Raw genomic sequence first — 19,732 nt, forward strand, 5'->3', positions numbered from 1 at the left:
GCCCTAAGACGGCGCAGCGCTCCAACGATGAACGCGATCGATGCGGAGTTCGGTGACCGGATGGCGCTCCGCCTCGAGGCCCATTTTCACGTACTGCGGATACCGCTTGCGCAGCGCGCGAATCGCCTCGACGCATCGTGGTCGGTCCTCGAGCGGCTTCCCCTCGCCTTCGATCAGCACGTAGGTCAGACGCTGCCAGTTCTCGTCCCAGCGGTCGACGACGAACGCAAAGCGCGCGTTCTCGGAGAGATTGTGCAGTCGCCGCAGAACGCGCCCGGCCGGCTTCCGCTTCTCGTCGACGGCGAACACGAGCGTTCGATCGTCAAGCACGGCATAGCAGAGCGGAATGACGTGCGGCTGGGCCTCGCGGCTCGCGGTCGCCAGATGACCGACACGACACGCGGAGAGCAGCTCTCGGTCTTCTTCGTCGAGTGCGGTCCGCCGGTCCTGACTCACGGCGTCGACGTCAGCCCGCCGCCGAATCGAGTTCGGCGACGACGCCGGCTTCCTTGCGACCTCGGAAGGCCGCTTCGGCCTCCTGACGGAGCATGTCCCCTCGACCTTGGTACCGCGGAGAGTAGTGGAACACCTTCAACCTCCCCGCGCGGGACATCCGACCGATCGTACCGGCTTCGGCCGCGGTGAGGTGGTAGCGCATGGCCGCTTGATCACGATCCTCGTCGAGGAACGGCGATTCGCAGTAGAGCACGTCGGACTTGTGCATCACCGGAAGGAGTACCGCGAGGTTCTCGGGCATGAAGCGCGTGTCGACGATATAGCCGAGCTTCTGTCCCGGAGTGATCTGCACCAACGAGCGAAGGCTCCCAAGAGACCGCTCGCCTTCGATCCGGCCCGGCAACTGAACGGTGATCGGGGTTTCGTCCGGAAGCTCTTCGCGCAGGGCGTCCTTCAAATCCTTCAACCAACGCCCCGGCGCGAGGCCCTGCGTCGCCAGGGATTCGGCGTCGACGTTCAAGTGCGTCGGTTCGTCGATCGCGAAGGCGAGGCACGGGATCTTGTGATTGGTGATCGCGGCCCGGACTCGGAATTTCCCGTCGTCGATGAGCACCGGCGTTCCGGGCGGATCCTTCGGGTCGGGCTTTGCGCGTTGTGCGGGGAGGAGTTCTGTATCCTCGCGCTCGAAGCCGGTCGACGCCCGAAAGACCGCACGCTTGCAACCGGTCGCCGTAACCTCGGTGACATCGATGACGAAGGTGTAGCTCTCGGTCAGGTTCCAGACGTAGCCGCGGAGCTTGCCACCGACGCAGTCGGCAATCCCTTCGGGCCCGTAGAGATACAGCCGCCTGTCGCGGTTCAGGAAAAGCCGCAGCATTCGGTCAAACCCGATGAAGTGATCCATGTGCGTGTGCGAGACGAACACGTGGCTCACCTTGAGTAGCTCAGCTGCAGGCAGTCCGTCGTTTCGACCGAGGTCGAACAGTACCGCGGCCCCCTGCCAGCGCATCTCCACCAGCAGGCCCGGGTCGCCGAACGGGCCGTTCACCAGCCGCGGTGCGAACGAGGAAGCCATGGTGCTTTTCTAGCAGGAGGGGGAAGCCCGTTCTATCCGGGGTCCATCGCGTACAACGGTGCCGCGCGGGACCAACCGGGAGCCTATCCGCCCTTCTGCATCTCCTGCATTACGAGGCTTGCGACCTCGGTCATCGTCTCGTTCAAGACCTGGCCGAGCGTCTTGTCCTCGTCTTCGAGCTTGCCCACCAGTTTGGACAGGGCAGCGAAGTACCGCTCGAGCGTGTCGTCTTCGAGGGAAGGCAGTCGAGCCGCCATGGCGACGCAGAAACGCTCCTGTGTCATCTCGACGTCCGATTCCATCATCGTGCGGATCTTCGCGTCCATGAGGCTGTCGCAACCATGCCGCAGCGAGCCTGTAAAGGCTGCCGGAGCCGGCCCCTGTTTAGACGTCCCGGTCGCCGCGTTCCCGGCCAAGAACGCCGAGAAGATCCGAATGGAGCTGCCACCAGACCGAGTGGACGGAATCGACGGAGAGACCACTCAAGAAGTCCCGCTCCCCTCGGCCCGCGCGATCCACAGCGCGGCTCAGACGCTCGCGATAAAGAGCATACCGTGGCCGCAGCGCCGAGAGCCGGTCGAGCCAGGGCTTCGCCTGCGTGAAGAGGCGGCCGAGTTCTCCGAGGATCCGGCCGTCGTACCCGGCGTCCGAGTGATCGTTCACGGCGAGCGTCGTCCCGACCATCCGCATTTGCCAACGGTGCAGGAGATCCTTCAGGGCGACGTTTGCCGCATCGAACTCCGGAAGAAGCTCTTCGAGCGCGACACCGACCTCCCGCCGGTCCGCCGCCAACGAAGCCTCTGCAACGCCCTGCCCCTGCGACGTGAGTCGAAACCGCTCGACTCGGTCCGGGGTCTGGCCTCGCTGCACGCCACCGCTTCTCTCGAGTGCGTCGAGAGCCCGCGAAACCTCATCCGCAAAGAAAGCCGTACGCACGACCAGCTCGGCGACCGACAAGCGCCCCCCGACCGCGAGGGCCCACAGGACTTCGCCGTGTGTGCGGTCCGGGTCGTCCTCGCGCGAAGCCACCGTGTGCTCCGAGCGTCAGCTCGGCTGCCAGTTCTCGGCTTCTTCGCGAGTGTAGACGTTGATCGGCAGGATCATCTTGCACGTCGGGCAGACGACCTTCTTGATCACCGGGAACGAGAGGTAGTTGAGCGCGATCGCTTCCATTTCACGCGTTCGGACGCGCAGACAACACGCGTATTCTTCAGTCCGGAGCGCTTTCCTGTCACTCGCCTTCGCCATGATGCTTCCCTCATTGCTGCACGCGCACGGAGCGCGTCAGAGCTTGAACTCGTCTCCGCGTTTCTTGACCGCACCGGAGCGCTTCCGCATGGAGTCGACCGACCCCGCGGCGTGACCGGCTTGCCCACCCTTCAGGGCCGACTGGAAGCTCCCTGCGAGCATCTTCATCGCTTCGGCTTCCGCCGGATCGAGGACCGACGCCAACTGCGCCAGTCCCTGCATTGCCGCGAGAACCTCGGCAACGGCCTCTTCCGGCTTCCCATCCTGCCTGAGAGCGACGGCGTGTTCCAGGCGAACCTTGATTCCTCCGAGGCCCGGTGTGGCCTTGGGGCCCAACGCCATCGCGAGATCGCCGAATCCTGCGATCAGCGCCTCCAACGACTCGGGGGCCAGGAGTAGGTCTTCGCTCGCCATCGACTACTTCTTGCGCGTGGCGGCGATCGCCACTTCGGTGGCACCCGCGTTCCGCGCTTCGTCCAGGATGTAGACCACGTCGGCCAGGATCACCGTGCGATCGCCCTGCAATACGACGCGCTTGTTGTCACTTTCTGCAATCGCACTCCGGAGAGCCGCGCTTAGAGCCTCGCGATCCGTCGGGGCGCCGTCGACGAACAGACTCTCGGTCTCGTCCACCGTCACGACCACGCCCTTGCTGTCCGAAGACGTGGCTCCGGCTTCGGGCAGGTTCACGCTCGGTCCCGACTCGACCATCGCCGAACTAGTGACCATGAAGATGATCAGCAGAACGAGGAAGATATCGGTGAGCGGCGTGATGTTGATCTCAGCGACGATACCGTCGCCTTCAACATCATCCCCCTCAGGCAACCTGCCGACTGCCACTATGCCCCCTGTGCGCGCAGACGCCGTCGATGAACCGGGTCACACCAACACGCATGGTTGTCGCGAGCTCTCCGAGCCTCACCATAAAATAGTTGTAAACCGCGACCGCCAGGATCGCGACGCCCAGGCCCAGAGCGGTCGCAACGAGTGCTTCCGAGATACCGGCGGCGACGACGGCAAAGCCGCCCGCGCCCGCTTGCGCCATGCTGTGGAAGGCCCGCATGATGCCGACGACGGTCCCGAACAGGCCGATGAAGGGCGCCGCGCTCCCGATCGTGCCGAGGATCCAAATGTTGCGCCGAAGCCCCTGCGACTGGTCGAGGCGATACCCGTCGGCGATTGCAAGCAGATCTTCCACGGGAGTCGTCCGGGCATGGGAAAGCAGGTGTCGGTAGACCTCGCCGAGCGGGAGGTCTGCCCCTTCGCGGTCGAGAAGATCCTCCGCGCCCTCGGTGTCTCCACGGCGCATCAGAAATCCGACCTGCTTGGAAAGCGAGATCATCCGGGCATCGAGGCCACGTAGGGCCCACAATCGCTCGCCGGCGATTGCCAGTGCGACGACCGAGCAGGCCAGGAGCGGATAGGTCGAGTACCAGCCCTGCTGGACCAGATCGAGAAGCGTCACGGCGTCGAACATTGGTCCCCCGTACCTAACGGACTCCGGGCTTTTCCGAAACCTGCGGGCACGGCCGTCCCTGCCCGATCTTGTCAGTACAGCGGGGCGCCGCTAGCCTTGAGGTCGTGCCGGCCCTTTCCCGATGGAGTGCCCCGGGGTCCAGGGGTTCGCGCCCTTTGCCTCGCTCCGGAGCCGCAATGGCCCTCTTGGCAATCCTGGCCTGTGCTGCGCCCCGCCCGGAGGCCCCAGCGGTCAGCGGCCAAGGACGCGTCTCGGGCGCGGTGATCATGATCCACCCGGCCTCCAGCCGAGTCGAACTCGCCGATGCTGGCCGGCGCTTCTCGGTGTTCTACGACGACGAAACGCTCATCAAAAGCGGCGCGGTCGAGCTATCCATCGCAGATATCCACGAGGGCGACCGGATCGTCGTCTCGATCGGCGACGAGCAGGATGCGCTCGCTCGCCTGATCACGCTCGCCGGCCCCCGCAGAACACCCGCGCCCGCACAACCAACGCCACGGAAGAAGGACCTCCCATGAGCACTGCGACCGATGGACTTCCCCCGTTCGACTTCGCCGCCCGGCGCGCGCAAGTCCTCGACCAGATCGGGGACGGCATCGCCGTCTTCCGCGCGCCGCCGCTCGCAGTGCACGCGAACGACGTGGAGTACCGCTACCGCCCCAAATCGAACTTCTTCTACCTCACCGGGTTCGGCGAGGCCGATGCCGTCGCCGTCTTGGATGGTTCGGCGGAGGCGGAGAAGTTCGTCCTGTTCGTCCAACCGCGCGATCCCAATCGTGAACAGTGGACCGGCTCGCGTGCAGGCGTCGAAGGCGCGATCGAACAGTTCGGCGCCGACGCCGCCTATCCTATGGAGCAACTGCCCCGACAACTGATCCCGCGCATAACGCACGCGGGAGCACTGCACTACCGACTGGGCCACGACGAGGCGTTCAATCATCGGCTCCTCGAGATGGCGAAGACTGCGTGGGCGTCTCGGCCGCGCACCGCAAACGACCAACCGACATCCCTCATCGACTCCGGGCCCCTCGTCTACGAGCTACGGCTCAAGAAGTCCGAACAAGAGATCGCGTGGCTCCAGGGTGCGATCGACATCGCGGCGCAAGCCCACATCGCAGCACTTAAAGAGACACGCCCGGGCCAGTCCGAGTACGAGATCGAGGCGCTCGTGGAGTACACCTTCCGGCGCCGCGGCGCTTCCGGCTGGGCGTACCCCTCGATCATCGCCGGCGGCTCGAACGCGACGGTGCTCCACTACATCGACAACGAGGGGCCGCTGCGAGACGGCGAGCTCCTGCTGATCGATGCCGGCTGCGAGCTCGGATACTACTGCGCCGACATCACCCGGACATTTCCCATCGGTCGCGACTTCGCCCCCGCGCAGAGGCGCATCTACGATCTCGTGCTCGCCTCGCAGGAGGCCGCCATCGATGTAGTCCGCCCGGGAGCCACAGTAGACGAAGTGCACGAGCGTGCCGTCGAAGTCCTGGTCGAGGGGCTCCTGTCTCTCGATCTGATTCCCGGCGCCGACGTGGCGACAGCCGTAGCAGCCGACGACTACAAGAAGTTCTACATGCACCGGACCAGCCACTGGCTCGGCATGGACGTCCACGACGTCGGCGCATACAACGTCGGCGGCTCGCCTCGGCCCCTCGAGCCCGGCATGGTGCTCACGGTCGAGCCGGGGCTGTACTTCGCCCCGTCGGTGGACGGCGTGCCTGACGAATACCGAGGAATCGGCATCCGAATCGAGGACGACGTGCTCGTCACCGACGACGGCTGTTCGGTGCTCTCCGCTGCGGTACCGAAGCAGCCCGATGAGATGCTCGCGCTGCGCGGCTAACTAACGCGCAGCGGCGATGCGTTCGACCATTCCGACGAGGCTCCGGACACCCCAGCCGACGGCACCACGCGGAATGTACGGCTGTGCCTTGTCCGCAAACGCCACGGCCGCGATGTCCAGATGGGCCCACGGGACGCCTCCGACGAACTCCCGAAGGAAGAGGCCACCGAAGATCGAACCGGCGGTTCCGTCCCCGATGTTCTTCATGTCGGCGACTAGACTATCCATCGCCGGCACGTACTCGTCGACGAGGGGCAGTTCCCACATAGGCTCGCCTGCATCCCTACCGGACTCGATGAGGTGCTGGATCAAAGCGGGCTCCGTTCCCATGATACCGGCGATCGAACGACCGAGCGCGACGGTCACCGCGCCCGTCAGCGTGGCCACGTCCACCATGTAGCGTGGCCGCGTCGCAGAGCCGGCACCGCTGGCCGCCCAGGCCAGAGCGTCCGCCAGGACGAGACGTCCCTCGGCATCCGTGTTCAACACCTCGACGGTACGGCCCGAATGCGTATGCAGCACGTCGCCGGGCCGGTAGGCATTCCCGCCCGGCATGTTCTCCGCCGACGCGATGTACCCGCGGACTTCGACGGCGGGCTGAAGCCGCGCGACGGCACGCATCGCACCCAGAACGGCGGCCGCGCCCGCCATGTCCCGCTTCTGGATCTCCATGTTGCCGGGAGGCTTCAGCGAGAGGCCGCCCGAGTCGAACGTCACGCCCTTGCCGACCAGGGCGATCGGACCGCGGCGCGCGCCACGTGCTCCTTTTGGCGGCGTATAGACGAGTTCGATGAGGCGAGGCTCATTCACACTAGCCTGCCCGACCGCGAGGATCGCGCCCATCTTCATGCGGGACAGTTCGCGCTTGCCCAGCACACGCACGGCGAGACCGAACTCCTTCTTCATCTTCTGGGCAACCTGCCCGAGATGCGCCGGCGTCACCACCGCCGCCGGCTCATTGATGAGATCTCGGGCGAAGCCCGTCGCTTCGGCGATAGCCCGCGAACGACTCAGCGCATCGGTGACGGCGCGCGTCGCCGGCACACCCACGATCGAGCACGAGGTGAGATCACTCGTGCCGCGCCCCGACTTGTAGTTCCGAACCGGGTGCGTCGCGAGCAGGACGCCCTCGGCGATGGCGCCGGCAGCCGTCGACTTCGCATCTGATTGCGCGACCGAGAACGCAACGCCCTTGCAGCGGGAGCGGCGCGCGAGATCGACGCCCTGCCCCGCGAGGCGACGCCAAACCTCTTTCGATGGCTCATCCTTCACGGCTCCGCCGACGCCGATCAGCGCGATCTGCTCGGCAGGTAGCTCTCCGTGCGTCTGATACACGAAAACCGCGCCACGCTTGCTGATGTCGTGACGACGCTTCTTCGCCTCCCGCAGCAGGCGTCCGTCCGTCGCACGGTCGAGCGCGGCGACGTCGGAGGCCTTTGCAAAGCCACTACGAACCGGAACCACCAGCAGGTCACAGCGAAGTCTTTCGGGGGCGCCCTTGTCTCGTCGGATGTCCATAGAGATCTCTTCCTTCTACTAAATGGGGGCGATTCGCCGGAGCGATCAGCCGGCGTGCTTCGTCAGGTAGTCCAGAATCGCCTTCTCGTCATGCGCGGCCAAGGGGGGCAAGCCCCGCTGCGCGCGAAGCAAGGCCATGCGCCCCATCTGCATTTCCCACATCGCGGGCTTCAACATGTGAGGCGGGTACGCGACGTGACACGTGCCACACTCTCGCGCATAGAGCTTCGCTTCGGGAGACTCGGCATCCGGAAGCGGCGACGAGCAGCCCGCGACGAAGGGGGCGGCGAAGAGGAGAGTGAGTGCAAGAACGAACGACACCATCGCGCCGTTCTGGTTGACGCCCGCCACCACACCCTTCTGCCCGTCTAGTTCAATCATTGCACGACTCGCGTCGAATCCGAAACCGCTTGCACTCTCTTCCGTCGACGACTCTCGCCGACGGAAACGGGCGCAATGTTTTTTCCCTTCGACAACCGAACATAGAGGTTGAAGGGGAAACGAAGTGAACAAGCAACTCGCGAGTTGCTTGTACGCGTTGAACCGCGCACGTATACTTACGAAGAGGACAGATCGCACCAGCCTCGAGGATCAGACGACGCCTCGACTGCGCGGGACACCCGATCACGAAGCCGCGCGAGCCGAAGGCCAGTCGAGAGGAGCCGGCGGTATGGCTAGCGACAAGGAAACCTTCGCGCGAATGATCCAGGAAGATCGCGACGCACACGCGAGCGACTCCTGGAGCGGTACCTTTCTCGAGTATCTCGAAAAAGTTCGAGACGACCCAACCCTCCCGAAGCTCGCGCACTCACGCCTCTACGAGACCATCTCTCGCGAAGGCAGCGAGGACATCCATCTCACGGACGATGTCGGCGCGCAGCGACTCTACAAGGACGAGCCGCTCAAGGTCTACAACTTCTTCCGAGACGAGTTCTTCGGAATCGAGCGGACCGTCGCGCAGATCGTGCGCTACTTCCACTCCGCCGCGCTCAAAGGCGAGGAAAGTCGACAGGTGCTCTACCTGATGGGCCCGGTGGGGTCCGGCAAGAGCTCACTGGTCGAGAAGATCCAGCGCGGGCTCGAACAGGCCGAGCCGTTTCACGCGATCGCCGGTTCCAGCATGCACGAAGAACCGCTGCAGTTGATCCCACGCCACCTGCGCAAAGAGTTCGAGAAGATGCTCGGCGTACACATCGAGGGCGACGTCTCCCCGGTCACGCGCCATCGTCTCGAACTTGAATTCGGCGGCAGGTACGAAGACTTCCCGGTCGAGCTCAAGCGATTCTCCAAGCAAAACCGCATCGGCATCGGCGTCGTCCCGCCCGTCGATCCCAACAACCAGGATACGTCGGTACTCATCGGCAGTGAGGACATCTCCAAACTCGATCAGTATTCCGAAGGCGACCCGCGGGTCCTCGACCTGAACGGCGCGCTCAACGTGGGCAACCGGGGTGTCGTCGAGTTCATCGAGGTCTTCAAGAACGAGACGGAATACCTGCACGCGATGATTACCGCGACGCAGGAGAAGGTCATCCCCGCGCCGGGACGGCACGGCATGGTCCACGTCGACACGGTGATAATTGCCCACTCCAACGAGGCGGAGTGGCAGCGCTTCCGCGCCGACCATACGAACGAGGCCATCCTCGACCGTATCGTGGTCGTGAAGGTTCCCTACAACCTTCGCCTCTCCGAGGAAGTGAAAATCTACCAGAAGATCATCCGCGACTCGGACTTCCGGGCGCACGTGGCGCCACACACTCTCGAAGCAGCCTCGATGTTCGCCCTCCTCTCGCGCCTGGAGCCGACGGCCAAGTGCGACTTGATGACGAAGCTGAAGCTCTACAACGGCGAAGAAGTGGTGGAGAAAGGACGCACCAAGAAGATCGACGTCCGCGAGCTTCGAGAAGAAGCCAAACGCGAGGGCATGAGCGGCATCTCGACGCGCTTCACCATGAAGGCGCTCGACAACGCCCTGTCCGACAATATCGACGGAAACTGCATCAACCCCATCAACGTGCGTGAAGCCCTCATCACCATGGTCAAGGAAGGTGACCTCGCCGACGACGTTCGCAAGCATTATCTCGAACTCCTGCAGGACGTGCTCCACAAGGAGTACCTCGAGATCCTCGAGAAAGAGGTCACCAAAGCATTCGTCTACTCGTATCAAGAGCAGGCGGAGTCGCTCTTCAACAACTACCTCGACCACGCCGAGGCCTACGTGAACAAGACGAAGGTCAAGGATCAAAACACCAAAGAAGAGCTGCAGCCCGACGAGAGCTTCCTGAAATCGATCGAAGAACAGATCGCGATCATCGGCTCGGCGTCCGACGGGTTCCGACAAGAAGTCATTGCCTACCTCTGGGCCGGCTCCCGGCGCGGAGAGCGCATCTCCTACAAGAGCTACGAGCCGCTCAAGGAAGCGATCGAAAAGAAGCTCATGACCTCGGTCCGCGACATCTCGCGGATCATCACGAAGGCACGAACCCGCGACGAGGAGCAGACCCAGAAGTACAACGCGATGGTCTCCAACCTCCTCGATCACGGCTACTGCGAAAGCTGCGTCGACGTCGTCATGAAGTACGCAGCCAACAATCTCTGGAAGGACTGAAGACGGAATAGGAGGTTCGAGTGGCCACCGGAGCAATTTTCCGCCCCTTCCGGCATTCCGAAGCCGAACGTAGCGATCGGAGCGCCGGCGACCGCCTGCGCCATCGCCAGAAGATCCGCGAGTCGATCCGCGACAACATCGCGGACATCATCGCCGAAGAGTCCATCATCGGCCAGCGCAAGGACCGGGTCGTCAAAGTCCCCATCCGCGGCATCAAGGAGTACCGGTTCGTCTACGGAGAGAACGAGTCCGCGGTCGCCGAGGGCGACGGCGACGTCCAGGAAGGCCAGGTCGTCGGGCAGGCCGATGGCGAGGGCCAGGGCGACGGGGACAAGGCCGGCGACAAGGCCGGCCAAGACATCTACGAGACAGACGTCACCCTCGAGGAGCTCATCGAGATCATGTTCGAAGATCTCGAACTTCCGGACCTCGAGCGACGTGCGCTCAAGCAGATCCCCGCAGAGCGCACCACGAAACGTAAGGGCTACCGGCAGGTCGGCATTCGGGTGCGGCTCGACAAACGGCGCACCGCTCGGCAGCGCGTGAAACGCGTGCTCGCAACCCGGGGGCGAATGGACGACCCCGACCTACCGACCAACACCGAAGGAACGGGCCGTTACCCGTTCCACACCGATGACCTCACGTACCGGCACGTGATTCCCGACCTCCGCAACGAATCCAATGCGGTCGTCATCTGTATCATGGACACGTCCGGATCGATGGACACCATGAAGAAGTACCTCGCCCGAAGCTACTTCTTCTTGCTCTTCAACTTCATCGCCACCAAGTACCTCTCGGTCGAGCTCGTCTTCGTCGCTCATCATACGGAAGCTCGCGAAGTGACAGAAGATGAGTTCTTCCACAAAGCCGAGTCCGGCGGCACCTTCATATCCTCCGGGTATCAGAAGGCGCTCGACATCATCGACGAGCGCTATCATCCGTCGCTCTGGAACATCTACGCGTTCCACTGCTCCGACGGCGACAACTTCGACTCCGACAATTCCGCCGCGATGCGCTGTGCCAAGCAGCTCGCGGACGTATCCAATTTGTTCGGCTACGGCGAGATCAAACCGCTCGGCTCCCGCTACTACGAGAGCTCGATGCTGAGTCTGTTCCGCCGACTCGACGCCGACAACTTCCAGACGGTGGTGATCGAGAAGAAGGAAGACATTTGGCCGGCGTTCCGCTCCTTCCTATCGAAGGATCGCGCCGGGCTCATCACCGAGAAGGCCCCCGAAGAGGCGGCCGAGGTCTGAATCGTGCCGAACTACTCCATCGACGACCTCGAGGGCTGGGACGAACGGATCCGTGAGAAGGTGGAGGAGTTCGGGCTCGACCCCTACCCGCAGGAATTCGAGATCTGCGACCACAACGACATGCTCGGCTACATGACGTATTCGGGTATGCCATCCCACTATCCGCACTGGTCGTACGGCAAGAGCTTCGAGAAGACCAAGACCATGTATGACCATGGCGTCTCCGGCCTGCCCTACGAGATGGTCATCAACTCCAACCCGTCGCTCGGCTACCTCATGCGAGACAACACGCTGTGCCTACAGATCCTCACGATCGCGCATGTGTACGGCCACAACGACTTCTTCAAGAACAACTTCAACTTCACTGCAGTCACCCGTGCCGATTCGACACTCTCGATGTTCAAGGCGCACGCGCAGCGCGTGCGATCCTACGTCGAAGATCCGTCGATCGGGCCCGATGCGGTCGAGAGAATCCTCGACGCGGCGCACTCGCTCTCCATGCAGCTGCGACGAAACCGCGCGGTCAAACGCCTCTCCGAGGCAGAAGAGAAGCAGCGACTCTGGGAGGATGCCCAGCCGCAGCCGGACCCCTACCGCAGGATCCACCGAACGCCGGACTACGAGGCTCCGGACTTGCGGAAGACACCCGCCTCACCCGAGGAGGACGTGCTCGCGTTCATTCGCGACTACAACCCCTACCTGACCGAGTGGGAACGCGACCTTCTCACCATCGTCCATGAGGAAGCGTGTTACTTCCTGCCCCAGATCGAGACGAAGATCATGAACGAGGGCTGGGCCTCCTACTGGCACCGCGAGATTATGAACTCGTTGGATCTCCCGCAGGAGCTTCACCTGGAGTTCCTCGTGCGGCACAACCAGGTCGTCCGCCCGCACCCCGGGAGTCTCAACCCATACCACCTCGGCCTACGCGTCTGGGACGAGATCGAAGGACGAGAAGCGCCGTCACCGCCCGAGGAGCGTGAGGACGCAGGGCCACCGCCCGCCGGCGACCGCAGCGCCATGTTCGCGGTGCGCGAGGTCGATCGCGACGTGAGCTTTCTGCGACGATTCCTCAACGAGAAGGTGATGACCGATCTCGACTTGTTCGAGTACGAGAAGCAGGACGACAAGCTCGTCGTGAGCAAGGTTTCCAACGAGGATCATTGGCGCGAGATCAAGGCGACCCTGCTGCGGGGCGTCGGCATGGGGAGCACGCCGATCATCCGAATCACAGATGCCGACTTTGGCGACCAACGCACGCTGTACCTCGTGCATGAACACGAGGGCCGCGACCTCGAACTCGGATACGCCGAAAAGACGCTCATGCACCTGCACGAACTCTGGGGCCGCGAGACCGCCCTCGAGACCTACGTCAACGAAAAGCGCACGATCCTGAAGTACGACGACGACGGCTTCAAGGCCGAGGCGGCTTCGTAGGTCAGTCGAACACGTGGGCCGCCGCCAGATCGATGCCCGAGCGAATCTGCAATGCAGTAGCTTGATCGCCGACGGCGAACGCGGCATGGCCGGGCGGGCTGATCAGAAGGCCGTCGGCGAGCGAGAGGGAACGCAGCACCCCTGAACTCTGCGAGCCCGTGCGGCGAGCGACGAGCCCTAGCCCCTCTGGACGAAGCGTGCACCGAACGAGTTCGGTGAGGTGACCTGCCGTGCGCATCGCCTCACCCACCGTCACACGGACCGCCGGCGCGTAGACGTCCGGGCACCCTAGCGCCGCGCGAAGCGCCGGCGCGACGTACAGCGCGAAGCAAACCGTCGCGGATACTGGATTCCCGGGCAGGCCGAAGTAGAGGCACCCCTTCCCTGTGGCGAACGTGATCGGCTTGCCCGGCTTTTGCGCTACGCGCCAGAACCGCCGCTGCAGCCCGATCTCGTCCATCACATCCTTCACGTGGTCGAAGTCGCCAACGGAAACGCCTCCGGTCGAGAGCACCGCGTCGCAGCGCGAGGCCTCTTCGAGGGCCGCGTGCAGAGACGCGCGATCGTCCCGAATGATTCCGAGGCGCTCCGGCGTCCCACCGACCTCGCGGACCGCGGATGCGAGCGTGTAGGCGTTCGAGTCGTGGATCTGCCCGGGCCCGAGCGGCTCGCCGAGCGGCACCAGCTCGTCTCCGGTTCCAAGGATGGCGACCCGCGGGCGTTTCGACACCGAGACTTGCGCGCAGCCCATCGAGGCCAGGAGCCCGGCGTCTGCCGGCCGCAGAGCGCGGCCTCGCTGGAGCACGGTCTCACCGGAGCGGATGTCCTCCCCCGCCCCACGAACGAAGCGGCCGGCCGGGCAGGACGCGTTCAGCACGACGACCTCGCCTTCGGTCTGCGCCTCCTCGATCGGCACCACGGCGTCGACCCCGGCGGGGATCGGAGCCCCCGTCATGATGCGCACGGCCGTCCCACCCTCGACCACTCCCTCGAGCGGGCTCCCTGCCGCGATCGTCGCAACCACCCGAAGGCGCGCCGGGGCATCCTCCCTGGCATCCGCCAGGTCCTGCGAGTGGACGCCGAAGCCGTCCATCTGCGAGTTGGCGAAGCTCGGCACATCGGAGGGGGCCCGGACATCCTCCGCGAGGATTCGCCCGTCCGCCTCCGAAAGCGGGATCGACTCCGCTCCCAGGGGTCTCACCTCGGCCAAAACCAGTTCCAGAGCTTCGCGAATCGAGATCATTGCCGGGTCCACTCATCCCAGGCGCGGCTTTGGGTCAAGTCCTTGCTTAGGAGGGGCCTTCGAGCCGGCGGCAGCCGCTTTTGGCCGGTTTTGCATCGCTCGCTAAGAGGGCATCTGCTTAAATGTCGGGCATTTGCTCATGAAGAAGGCAGTTTCAGATTTTCTCAAGCTCCAATGGCTCAACGTTCTCGAAAGCATCGATGAGGCGATGATCGTGGTGGACCAGGGCGGAGCGGTGGAGTTCATGAACGAGGCGGCGGCGATCCTCACCGGACACTCCGCGAGCCTCGCGATCGGGACCGCTGCGTCCGGCCTCCTGCGCGAAAACCAATGGCTGGTCGACCTCCTGCAAAGCCATAGCGCGCCCACCGACAACGCCGTCCACATCGACGGAACCGTAGTCGACCGGCTCCATCACAAGGTACCCGTCCACGCCTCGGCAACGCTCCTGCGTCAGGAGGACGGCACCCGGGTCGGAACCCTCCTTACGCTGCAAGACCTGACGCACCAACGGGAACTCGAGGCCCGGGCCCGCGAGGTCGACCGGCTCGGTGAGCTGGAGACCCTCGTCGCGGGTCTCGCACACGAGATCCGGAATCCGCTCTCCGGGATGCGGGGAGCGGCGCAGCTGCTCTCCGGCGAGCCGGGTGCCGGCGAGCGGGTTACGGAGTGCACGGCGATCATGGTCGAAGAGATCGACCGACTGGAAGGACTCATGTCCCAGCTCTTGGAGCTCTCAGGCCCGCCACGCGCCCTGCAGGTTTCCGTAAACATCCACAAGCTCCTCGACCACGTGGTCACCATTGAAGCCGCGGGCGGGACTGACAAGGCGCGCTTCACCCGCCGGTTCGACCCCAGCCTTCCCCCCGTACTCGGCAACCCGGCACGGCTCACCCAGGTCCTTCTCAATCTCATCAGGAATGCCGGCGAAGCCACCGCGGCGTCAGGCAGCATCACGCTCACGACCCGGATGGAAACGACCTACCGCGTCGCGGGGGCCGGCCACCGCGGCCGGTTCCTCGCGATCGAAATCTCCGACGAGGGCCCCGGTATTTCCGAGGCCGACCTCGATCGGATCTTCTCACCGTTCTTCACGACCAAAAGCCGCGGGACCGGCCTCGGCCTCGCGATCAGCCAACGCATCGTCAGTGAACACGGCGGTGTCCTCCGAGCACGAAGCACGGTGGGACACGGCGCAACGTTCACGTTGACGCTGCCGGTAGACCCAGGAACAAACCATGGAGAATAAGCAAACGGCCGACATCCTCGTCGCGGACGACGAGCGCTCCATCCGCTATGTGCTTCGCGAAGCGCTCGCGGCCGATGGGCACCGGATTCACGAGGCCAAGACCGGCGTGGAGGCACTCGCCCAACTAGAGAGCGGCAACGTCGACCTCGCGCTTCTCGACATCCGAATGCCCGAGATGAACGGGCTCGACGTGGTGACGAAGGCGCAGGAGCAAGGCTGTGCCACGACGCTCATCGTAATGACCGCCCAAACGACGATGACCAACGCCGTCGAAGCAATGAAGCGCGGTGCGTACGACTACCTGACGAAGCCCTTCGATCTCGACGTCGTCCGCATGCTCGTCCAGCGCGCGCTCGAGACCCGCCAGCTCTCATCCCAGGTCGACGATCTACGCGGCGAACTGCGCAAGAAGTACGAAGTCGGCGTCGAGATCGTGGGGCGCTCGCCGGTGATGCAGGAGATCTACAAGCTCCTCGGACGCGTCGCCAAGAGCGACGCCACCGTCCTCATCCAGGGAGAGAGCGGGACCGGCAAGGAATTGATCGCGAAGGCCGTTCACTACCACTCCCCGCGTTGGGAGGGGCCGTTCGTTGCGATCAACTGCTCGGCCATCCCGCGGGAACTGCTTGAGAGTGAGCTCTTCGGCTACGAGCGTGGCGCGTTTACCGGCGCCTCCGAGCGCCGCGCCGGCAAGTTCGAGCAGGCCGGCGGCGGCACCCTCTTCCTAGACGAGATCGGCGACATGCCGCTCGAACTCCAGTCCAAGCTCCTCCGCGTTCTTCAGGAGCGCGAGTTCCAGCGGGTCGGCGGGCGCGAAACGCTGCAGGCCGACATGCGCGTCGTCGCGGCGACCAACCAAGAACTCGGCGGGGCCGTCCGAGACGGCAAGTTCCGCGAGGACCTCTTCTTCCGGCTGAACGTCGTGCCGATCAATGTACCGCCCCTGCGCGACCGCGTCGGCGACATCCCCGAGCTGATCCGCTACTTCATCGAGAAAATCAATCGAGACCTGGGCACCGAAAAGACCGGCATCGCCCCCGATGCAGAGGCCGAGCTCTTGCAACACACCTGGCCCGGAAACGTCCGCGAATTGGAGAACGCGCTCGTCCGGGCGGCCGTCGTGTCGCCCGAACGAACGCTGATGAGTAGTGACTTCACGCTCGCCGAAGCACGCCGGGCAAAGAGTACGATCGGCGGATCGCTCGAGGACACCGTGCGCGCCCGTACCGACTCCCAGTTCGAGTCGCTCGGCGACCGGGACCCCGTCGATCTCTACGCGAATCTGCTCGAGGAGTTCGAGCGCCCTCTGCTCCAGATCACGCTCGAGCGAACGGGCGGCAATCAGGTGCGCGCTGCGCAGATCCTCGGCATCAACCGCAACACGCTGCGCAAGAAGCTGGTCACTCTGGGCCTCAGTGCGCGGCCTCAGCAGCCTTGAGGTCGAAGAACTGCTGCATCTCCTCGAGAATGACCTCGATGTCGTCGACCAGCACCCGCGGCGGCCCCGGAAGCGACGCGATGAAGTCCTCTACGTAGCGCTTGGACGGGTCGGCGCCGAGCACGACGACGAAACCACGGTCGGTCTCGCTCCGAACGAGCCGGCCGAACATCTGCTTGAACAGCACGACCGCCGGCTCCAGCGAGAGTGCCTTGAAGGCGTCCTCACCGGCGGCTCGTAAGCGATCCTGACGCCCCCGAAGAAGCGGGTCGTTGGGCTGCGGGAACGGAAACTTGTCGATCAAGACGCACGACAGTGCGTCCCCGGGAATGTCGACGCCCTGCCAGAGGCTCCGCGTGCCCAGGAGCACGGACCGGGGGTTGCCTAGAAAGCGGTCCACCAGAGCGGCGGCGCCGCCGCTCGGCGGCTGGACGAGAATCGAGATGTCGTCGTCCTTCAGTTCCTCCCGAAGTCGCCGCGCGACCTCGAAGAGCCGCCGACGACTCGTGAAGAGCGCCATCGTGCGGCCACCCAACATGCGAGCGACCGCAGCCGCGGCCGAGGCGCAATCGTCCTCGAAGCTGGAGTCGCGGTAGGTGCTGCCTCGGACCAATCCGAGAACAGCATGATTCTCGAAATCGAAGGGCGACGGCAGAACGAGCGAAGGCATCCGGCGGTCGCGGGGAATGCAGCCCCAGCCGAGCTTCTTCAACGTAGGTGCGGGATCGCCGCCGACGCCGAGCGTCGCAGAGAGCGCCACGAGAGTCTTCGGTGCCTCGAGGACGCGCGCGTGGATCAACTCCGCGGCGTCGAGTGGCGTGACAGTGAGCGACCATTCGTGGGTCGAATCCCGCTTGCGGAATCCACGCGCAGCGTACACGTGATCTTCGCGGGATTGGGCGAACAGATCTCCGAGGACACCCCCCGCGGCATTCTGGAAGAAACGACCCAGAGCGGCGGCCTCTCGATGGATCGCATCCTCCCGCGGATCATCGCTGCGCTCGTCCTCGTCCCGATCCGTATTCGAGGGTGCCACCTCCTCGATCAGGCCGCCGAGGCGCGCCACCTGGATGACCAATCTCTCCACCGCGACCGAGAGGTCCACCCACGGCCCTTCCGGCGGATGCAGAGACGAAGGCGGGACGGTGCTCTCCTGATCGCCGATCGCCGCCACCAGCCGTGCGCCGACGTCGTCCACCCAGATGTCGATTTGCTCGATCAGCTCATCGATCTCATCGAGGATATCGCGACGGCCGGCACGAACGGCAAGCACGCCGACAAGGCCGCGCTTCGGATGCGTGCGAACACGGCGAAGCGCGCCGCGGATGTCGCGTGCCTGCAAATTCTCCGCGAACGCGCGGTCGCCCTCTCCGACCAGCTCGTGCGCTTCATCGATGATCAGCCGATCGATCGCGCCGTACCGCCCCGGCCATGAGAGCAACAGCGAGTGGTTGATCGACACAACCCCGGCGTCGGCGAGGGCATCCACGCGCGACAGATAGCCGCAGGCACCGCCCGGCTCACTGCGACACACGCGGATGTCACAGTCGCCGCTGCACGCGATTCGCTCGCGCACCGTGCGGAGCCCGGGGTCACGTGTCGCGAGCCAGCCACCGAATGCTTGCAAGTCGCGGTTCGGGCAACGCGCGAAGTAGCTCACGAGGAAGAGCCGTGCCGATGAAGTGAGCTCTTCGAGCCCGACATCTGCGCGGCCCAGCGCAATGTCCCGCGCACGCGAGGGGCTGCCGTAATTCGCACGCCCCTTCATGACGACCGCGGGCAGAGGCGGAACCCCGAGTACCCGCGCAATCGCGGGGAGCTCTTCAGCGACGACCCGCTCCTGAAGTGTGCGGTTCGCGGAGGAAACGACCACGCGTTCGCCGGTCAGGGCGGCGTGAAGGAAGGCCACGAGCCCGTAGCCGAGTGTCTTGCCGATCCCGGTTCCGGCTTCGATGGCGAGGGCCTTCTCCTCGCGGAACGCCGTCGCGATCGCTTCGGTCAACTCGACCTGCCCCTCCCGGACCCGGTACCCCGGGATCTCTCGACCGAAGCGCTCCTGGTCCGACAACAGCGTCCCGAGGTCCTCCGCGTCGATCGGCCGGAGCGCACTCGGGTCGAAGCGCTCGATCTCCTTTCGGCCGCGCGAAGCCGGTGGCCGGGTCCGACGCGCGGCCCGGCCCAGCGGCCCTAGATCATCCGGCCCGCCGAGACCGAACAGAGCACTCCAGCCCCAGTCCTGCTCGACGACCGCGAGAACGTCAAGGAGCTCGTCGTGCTCCCCGTTCGCAATCTCCTCGTGAAGCTTCGCCATCACCGCGAGAGCGTCCGCCGCATCATGCAGCGCACGATGCCTCTCGATCCGTCCCAACAGCTGCCGATCGAGTGTCGCCAGGTCGTGCGCCTGGAGCTCCGGCCGCAGGATGCACGCCAGTTCCAGCGTATCGAGCCACGTCGCGGTTCCGGAGATCGTTCCGCTCAGGAACCCCCGCTCGAACTCCACGTTGTGTGCGACGAGCGTCGAACCGCGAGCCCAGTCCTTGAATCGCGCTCCGACTTCGGCCCAGGAGGATTCCCCCGCAAGGTCCTCGCCCCCAAGACCCGTCAGCTCGCAGACCGCGTCCGGCAATGGCGTCTGTGGATCGACGAGACTGTGAAACGTCGAGGTCGCGCCACTCGGCGCGATCCGAATCGCACCGATCTCGATGATCTGTGCCGTATCCGGCTCGAGGCCCGTCGTCTCCAGATCGACGACCACGATAGCACCGAGTGCCGCGGCGAGCCCCCGCCGGGACGACTCGACGGGCAAGCCGAGCTTCTCGGGAAACGGGGCGTCGGCAACTTCGATGGGCATTGAAGCTAGGCTTCCATAGACGACGACTGAATG

At 64.6% G+C, this 19,732-nt stretch carries 19 protein-coding genes; 7 read left to right on the forward strand and 12 right to left on the reverse strand.

Going from position 1 to position 19,732, the window contains the following annotated elements; genetic code table 11:
• Nucleotides 1-3 precede the first annotated feature (3 nt).
• The 8 genes from P8R42_21995 to P8R42_22030 form a co-directional block, all read right to left on the reverse strand.
• Nucleotides 4-456 (reverse strand): pyridoxamine 5'-phosphate oxidase family protein, encoded by a 453-nt coding sequence (locus P8R42_21995; GenBank protein MDG2307266.1) that lies wholly within the window; start codon nt 454-456, stop codon nt 4-6.
• A 10-nt stretch (nt 457-466) separates the two neighbouring features.
• Nucleotides 467-1,531 carry a ribonuclease Z gene (locus P8R42_22000; GenBank protein ID MDG2307267.1) on the reverse strand — a complete coding sequence of 355 codons (1,065 nt, stop codon included), beginning with the start codon at nt 1,529-1,531 and terminating at the stop codon, nt 467-469.
• An 83-nt stretch (nt 1,532-1,614) separates the two neighbouring features.
• On the reverse strand, nt 1,615-1,857 hold the full coding sequence (locus tag P8R42_22005; protein MDG2307268.1) for a hypothetical protein: 243 nt from the start codon (nt 1,855-1,857) through the stop codon (nt 1,615-1,617).
• Between the two features lie 58 nt (nt 1,858-1,915).
• Nucleotides 1,916-2,560, reverse strand: a complete 645-nt coding sequence (locus P8R42_22010; GenBank protein ID MDG2307269.1) for a hypothetical protein — start codon at nt 2,558-2,560, stop codon at nt 1,916-1,918.
• A 15-nt stretch (nt 2,561-2,575) separates the two neighbouring features.
• Complete coding sequence (locus tag P8R42_22015; protein ID MDG2307270.1) at nt 2,576-2,779, reverse strand: hypothetical protein; 204 nt, start codon at nt 2,777-2,779, stop codon at nt 2,576-2,578.
• A 36-nt stretch (nt 2,780-2,815) separates the two neighbouring features.
• Nucleotides 2,816-3,193 carry a hypothetical protein gene (locus P8R42_22020; GenBank protein MDG2307271.1) on the reverse strand — a complete coding sequence of 126 codons (378 nt, stop codon included), beginning with the start codon at nt 3,191-3,193 and terminating at the stop codon, nt 2,816-2,818.
• A gap of 3 nt (nt 3,194-3,196) precedes the next feature.
• Nucleotides 3,197-3,604 carry a biopolymer transporter ExbD gene (locus tag P8R42_22025; GenBank protein MDG2307272.1) on the reverse strand — a complete coding sequence of 136 codons (408 nt, stop codon included), beginning with the start codon at nt 3,602-3,604 and terminating at the stop codon, nt 3,197-3,199.
• Nucleotides 3,597-4,256: a MotA/TolQ/ExbB proton channel family protein gene (locus tag P8R42_22030; protein ID MDG2307273.1), complete on the reverse strand. Its 660-nt coding sequence runs from the start codon at nt 4,254-4,256 to the stop codon at nt 3,597-3,599. The genes P8R42_22025 and P8R42_22030 overlap by 8 nt, the downstream gene beginning before the upstream one ends.
• A 176-nt stretch (nt 4,257-4,432) precedes the next feature.
• Between P8R42_22030 and P8R42_22035 the strand changes: the two genes are divergently transcribed.
• Nucleotides 4,433-4,774, forward strand: coding sequence for a hypothetical protein (locus tag P8R42_22035; GenBank protein ID MDG2307274.1), 342 nt, complete (start codon nt 4,433-4,435; stop codon nt 4,772-4,774).
• Nucleotides 4,771-6,099 (forward strand): aminopeptidase P N-terminal domain-containing protein, encoded by a 1,329-nt coding sequence (locus P8R42_22040; GenBank protein ID MDG2307275.1) that lies wholly within the window; start codon nt 4,771-4,773, stop codon nt 6,097-6,099. The genes P8R42_22035 and P8R42_22040 overlap by 4 nt, the downstream gene beginning before the upstream one ends.
• On the opposite strand, the gene P8R42_22045 is transcribed toward P8R42_22040, so the two are convergent.
• Both P8R42_22045 and P8R42_22050 read right to left on the reverse strand, forming a co-directional pair.
• Complete coding sequence (locus P8R42_22045) at nt 6,100-7,617, reverse strand: leucyl aminopeptidase (protein ID MDG2307276.1); 1,518 nt, start codon at nt 7,615-7,617, stop codon at nt 6,100-6,102.
• A 45-nt stretch (nt 7,618-7,662) separates the two neighbouring features.
• Entirely contained in the window at nt 7,663-7,998 is a 336-nt protein-coding gene (locus tag P8R42_22050) for a hypothetical protein (protein MDG2307277.1), read from the reverse strand.
• Between the two features lie 289 nt (nt 7,999-8,287).
• Between P8R42_22050 and P8R42_22055 the strand changes: the two genes are divergently transcribed.
• From P8R42_22055 to P8R42_22065, 3 genes are read left to right on the forward strand one after another with little or no spacing between them, the layout of a single operon-like run.
• The gene (locus tag P8R42_22055) at nt 8,288-10,225 is read left to right on the forward strand and encodes a serine protein kinase (protein ID MDG2307278.1); all 1,938 of its coding nucleotides are present in this window, start codon (nt 8,288-8,290) and stop codon (nt 10,223-10,225) included.
• Nucleotides 10,226-10,245: 20 nt separating this feature from the next.
• Nucleotides 10,246-11,481, forward strand: coding sequence for a DUF444 family protein (locus P8R42_22060; protein ID MDG2307279.1), 1,236 nt, complete (start codon nt 10,246-10,248; stop codon nt 11,479-11,481).
• Nucleotides 11,482-12,918, forward strand: a complete 1,437-nt coding sequence (locus tag P8R42_22065) for a SpoVR family protein (GenBank protein MDG2307280.1) — start codon at nt 11,482-11,484, stop codon at nt 12,916-12,918.
• A gap of 1 nt (nt 12,919) precedes the next feature.
• Here P8R42_22065 and P8R42_22070 read toward each other — a convergent pair whose 3' ends face one another.
• Entirely contained in the window at nt 12,920-14,161 is a 1,242-nt protein-coding gene (locus P8R42_22070; protein MDG2307281.1) for a molybdopterin molybdotransferase MoeA, read from the reverse strand.
• Nucleotides 14,162-14,300: 139 nt separating this feature from the next.
• On the opposite strand from P8R42_22070, the gene P8R42_22075 reads away from it, so the two are divergent.
• On the forward strand, nt 14,301-15,410 hold the full coding sequence (locus P8R42_22075) for an ATP-binding protein (protein MDG2307282.1): 1,110 nt from the start codon (nt 14,301-14,303) through the stop codon (nt 15,408-15,410).
• Nucleotides 15,400-16,848, forward strand: coding sequence for a sigma-54 dependent transcriptional regulator (locus tag P8R42_22080; protein ID MDG2307283.1), 1,449 nt, complete (start codon nt 15,400-15,402; stop codon nt 16,846-16,848). Before P8R42_22075 ends, P8R42_22080 begins: the two co-directional genes overlap by 11 nt.
• On the opposite strand, the gene P8R42_22085 is transcribed toward P8R42_22080, so the two are convergent.
• Nucleotides 16,823-19,699, reverse strand: a complete 2,877-nt coding sequence (locus P8R42_22085; GenBank protein MDG2307284.1) for a helicase C-terminal domain-containing protein — start codon at nt 19,697-19,699, stop codon at nt 16,823-16,825. The two genes, P8R42_22080 and P8R42_22085, sit on opposite strands and share 26 nt — an antisense overlap.
• Between the last annotated feature and the right edge of the window lie 33 nt (nt 19,700-19,732).

The organism is Candidatus Binatia bacterium (genome assembly GCA_029243485.1).
Taxonomy (GTDB): Bacteria; Desulfobacterota; Binatia; order UBA12015; family UBA12015; genus VGTG01.

What these genes read in the sequence shown, in the direction of transcription:
- P8R42_22000 (MDG2307267.1), bottom strand. Translation starts at nt 1,531, where the DNA reads ATGGCTTCCTCGTTCGCACCGCGGCTGGTGAACGGCCCGTTCGGCGAC.
- P8R42_22005 (MDG2307268.1), bottom strand. Translation starts at nt 1,857, where the DNA reads ATGGACGCGAAGATCCGCACGATGATGGAATCGGACGTCGAGATGACA.
- P8R42_22015 (MDG2307270.1), bottom strand. Translation starts at nt 2,779, where the DNA reads ATGGCGAAGGCGAGTGACAGGAAAGCGCTCCGGACTGAAGAATACGCG.
- P8R42_22020 (MDG2307271.1), bottom strand. Translation starts at nt 3,193, where the DNA reads ATGGCGAGCGAAGACCTACTCCTGGCCCCCGAGTCGTTGGAGGCGCTG.
- P8R42_22030 (MDG2307273.1), bottom strand. Translation starts at nt 4,256, where the DNA reads ATGTTCGACGCCGTGACGCTTCTCGATCTGGTCCAGCAGGGCTGGTAC.
- P8R42_22035 (MDG2307274.1), top strand. Translation starts at nt 4,433, where the DNA reads ATGGCCCTCTTGGCAATCCTGGCCTGTGCTGCGCCCCGCCCGGAGGCC.
- P8R42_22040 (MDG2307275.1), top strand. Translation starts at nt 4,771, where the DNA reads ATGAGCACTGCGACCGATGGACTTCCCCCGTTCGACTTCGCCGCCCGG.
- P8R42_22045 (MDG2307276.1), bottom strand. Translation starts at nt 7,617, where the DNA reads ATGGACATCCGACGAGACAAGGGCGCCCCCGAAAGACTTCGCTGTGAC.
- P8R42_22050 (MDG2307277.1), bottom strand. Translation starts at nt 7,998, where the DNA reads ATGATTGAACTAGACGGGCAGAAGGGTGTGGTGGCGGGCGTCAACCAG.
- P8R42_22055 (MDG2307278.1), top strand. Translation starts at nt 8,288, where the DNA reads ATGGCTAGCGACAAGGAAACCTTCGCGCGAATGATCCAGGAAGATCGC.
- P8R42_22070 (MDG2307281.1), bottom strand. Translation starts at nt 14,161, where the DNA reads ATGATCTCGATTCGCGAAGCTCTGGAACTGGTTTTGGCCGAGGTGAGA.
- P8R42_22075 (MDG2307282.1), top strand. Translation starts at nt 14,301, where the DNA reads ATGAAGAAGGCAGTTTCAGATTTTCTCAAGCTCCAATGGCTCAACGTT.
- P8R42_22080 (MDG2307283.1), top strand. Translation starts at nt 15,400, where the DNA reads ATGGAGAATAAGCAAACGGCCGACATCCTCGTCGCGGACGACGAGCGC.
- P8R42_22085 (MDG2307284.1), bottom strand. Translation starts at nt 19,699, where the DNA reads ATGCCCATCGAAGTTGCCGACGCCCCGTTTCCCGAGAAGCTCGGCTTG.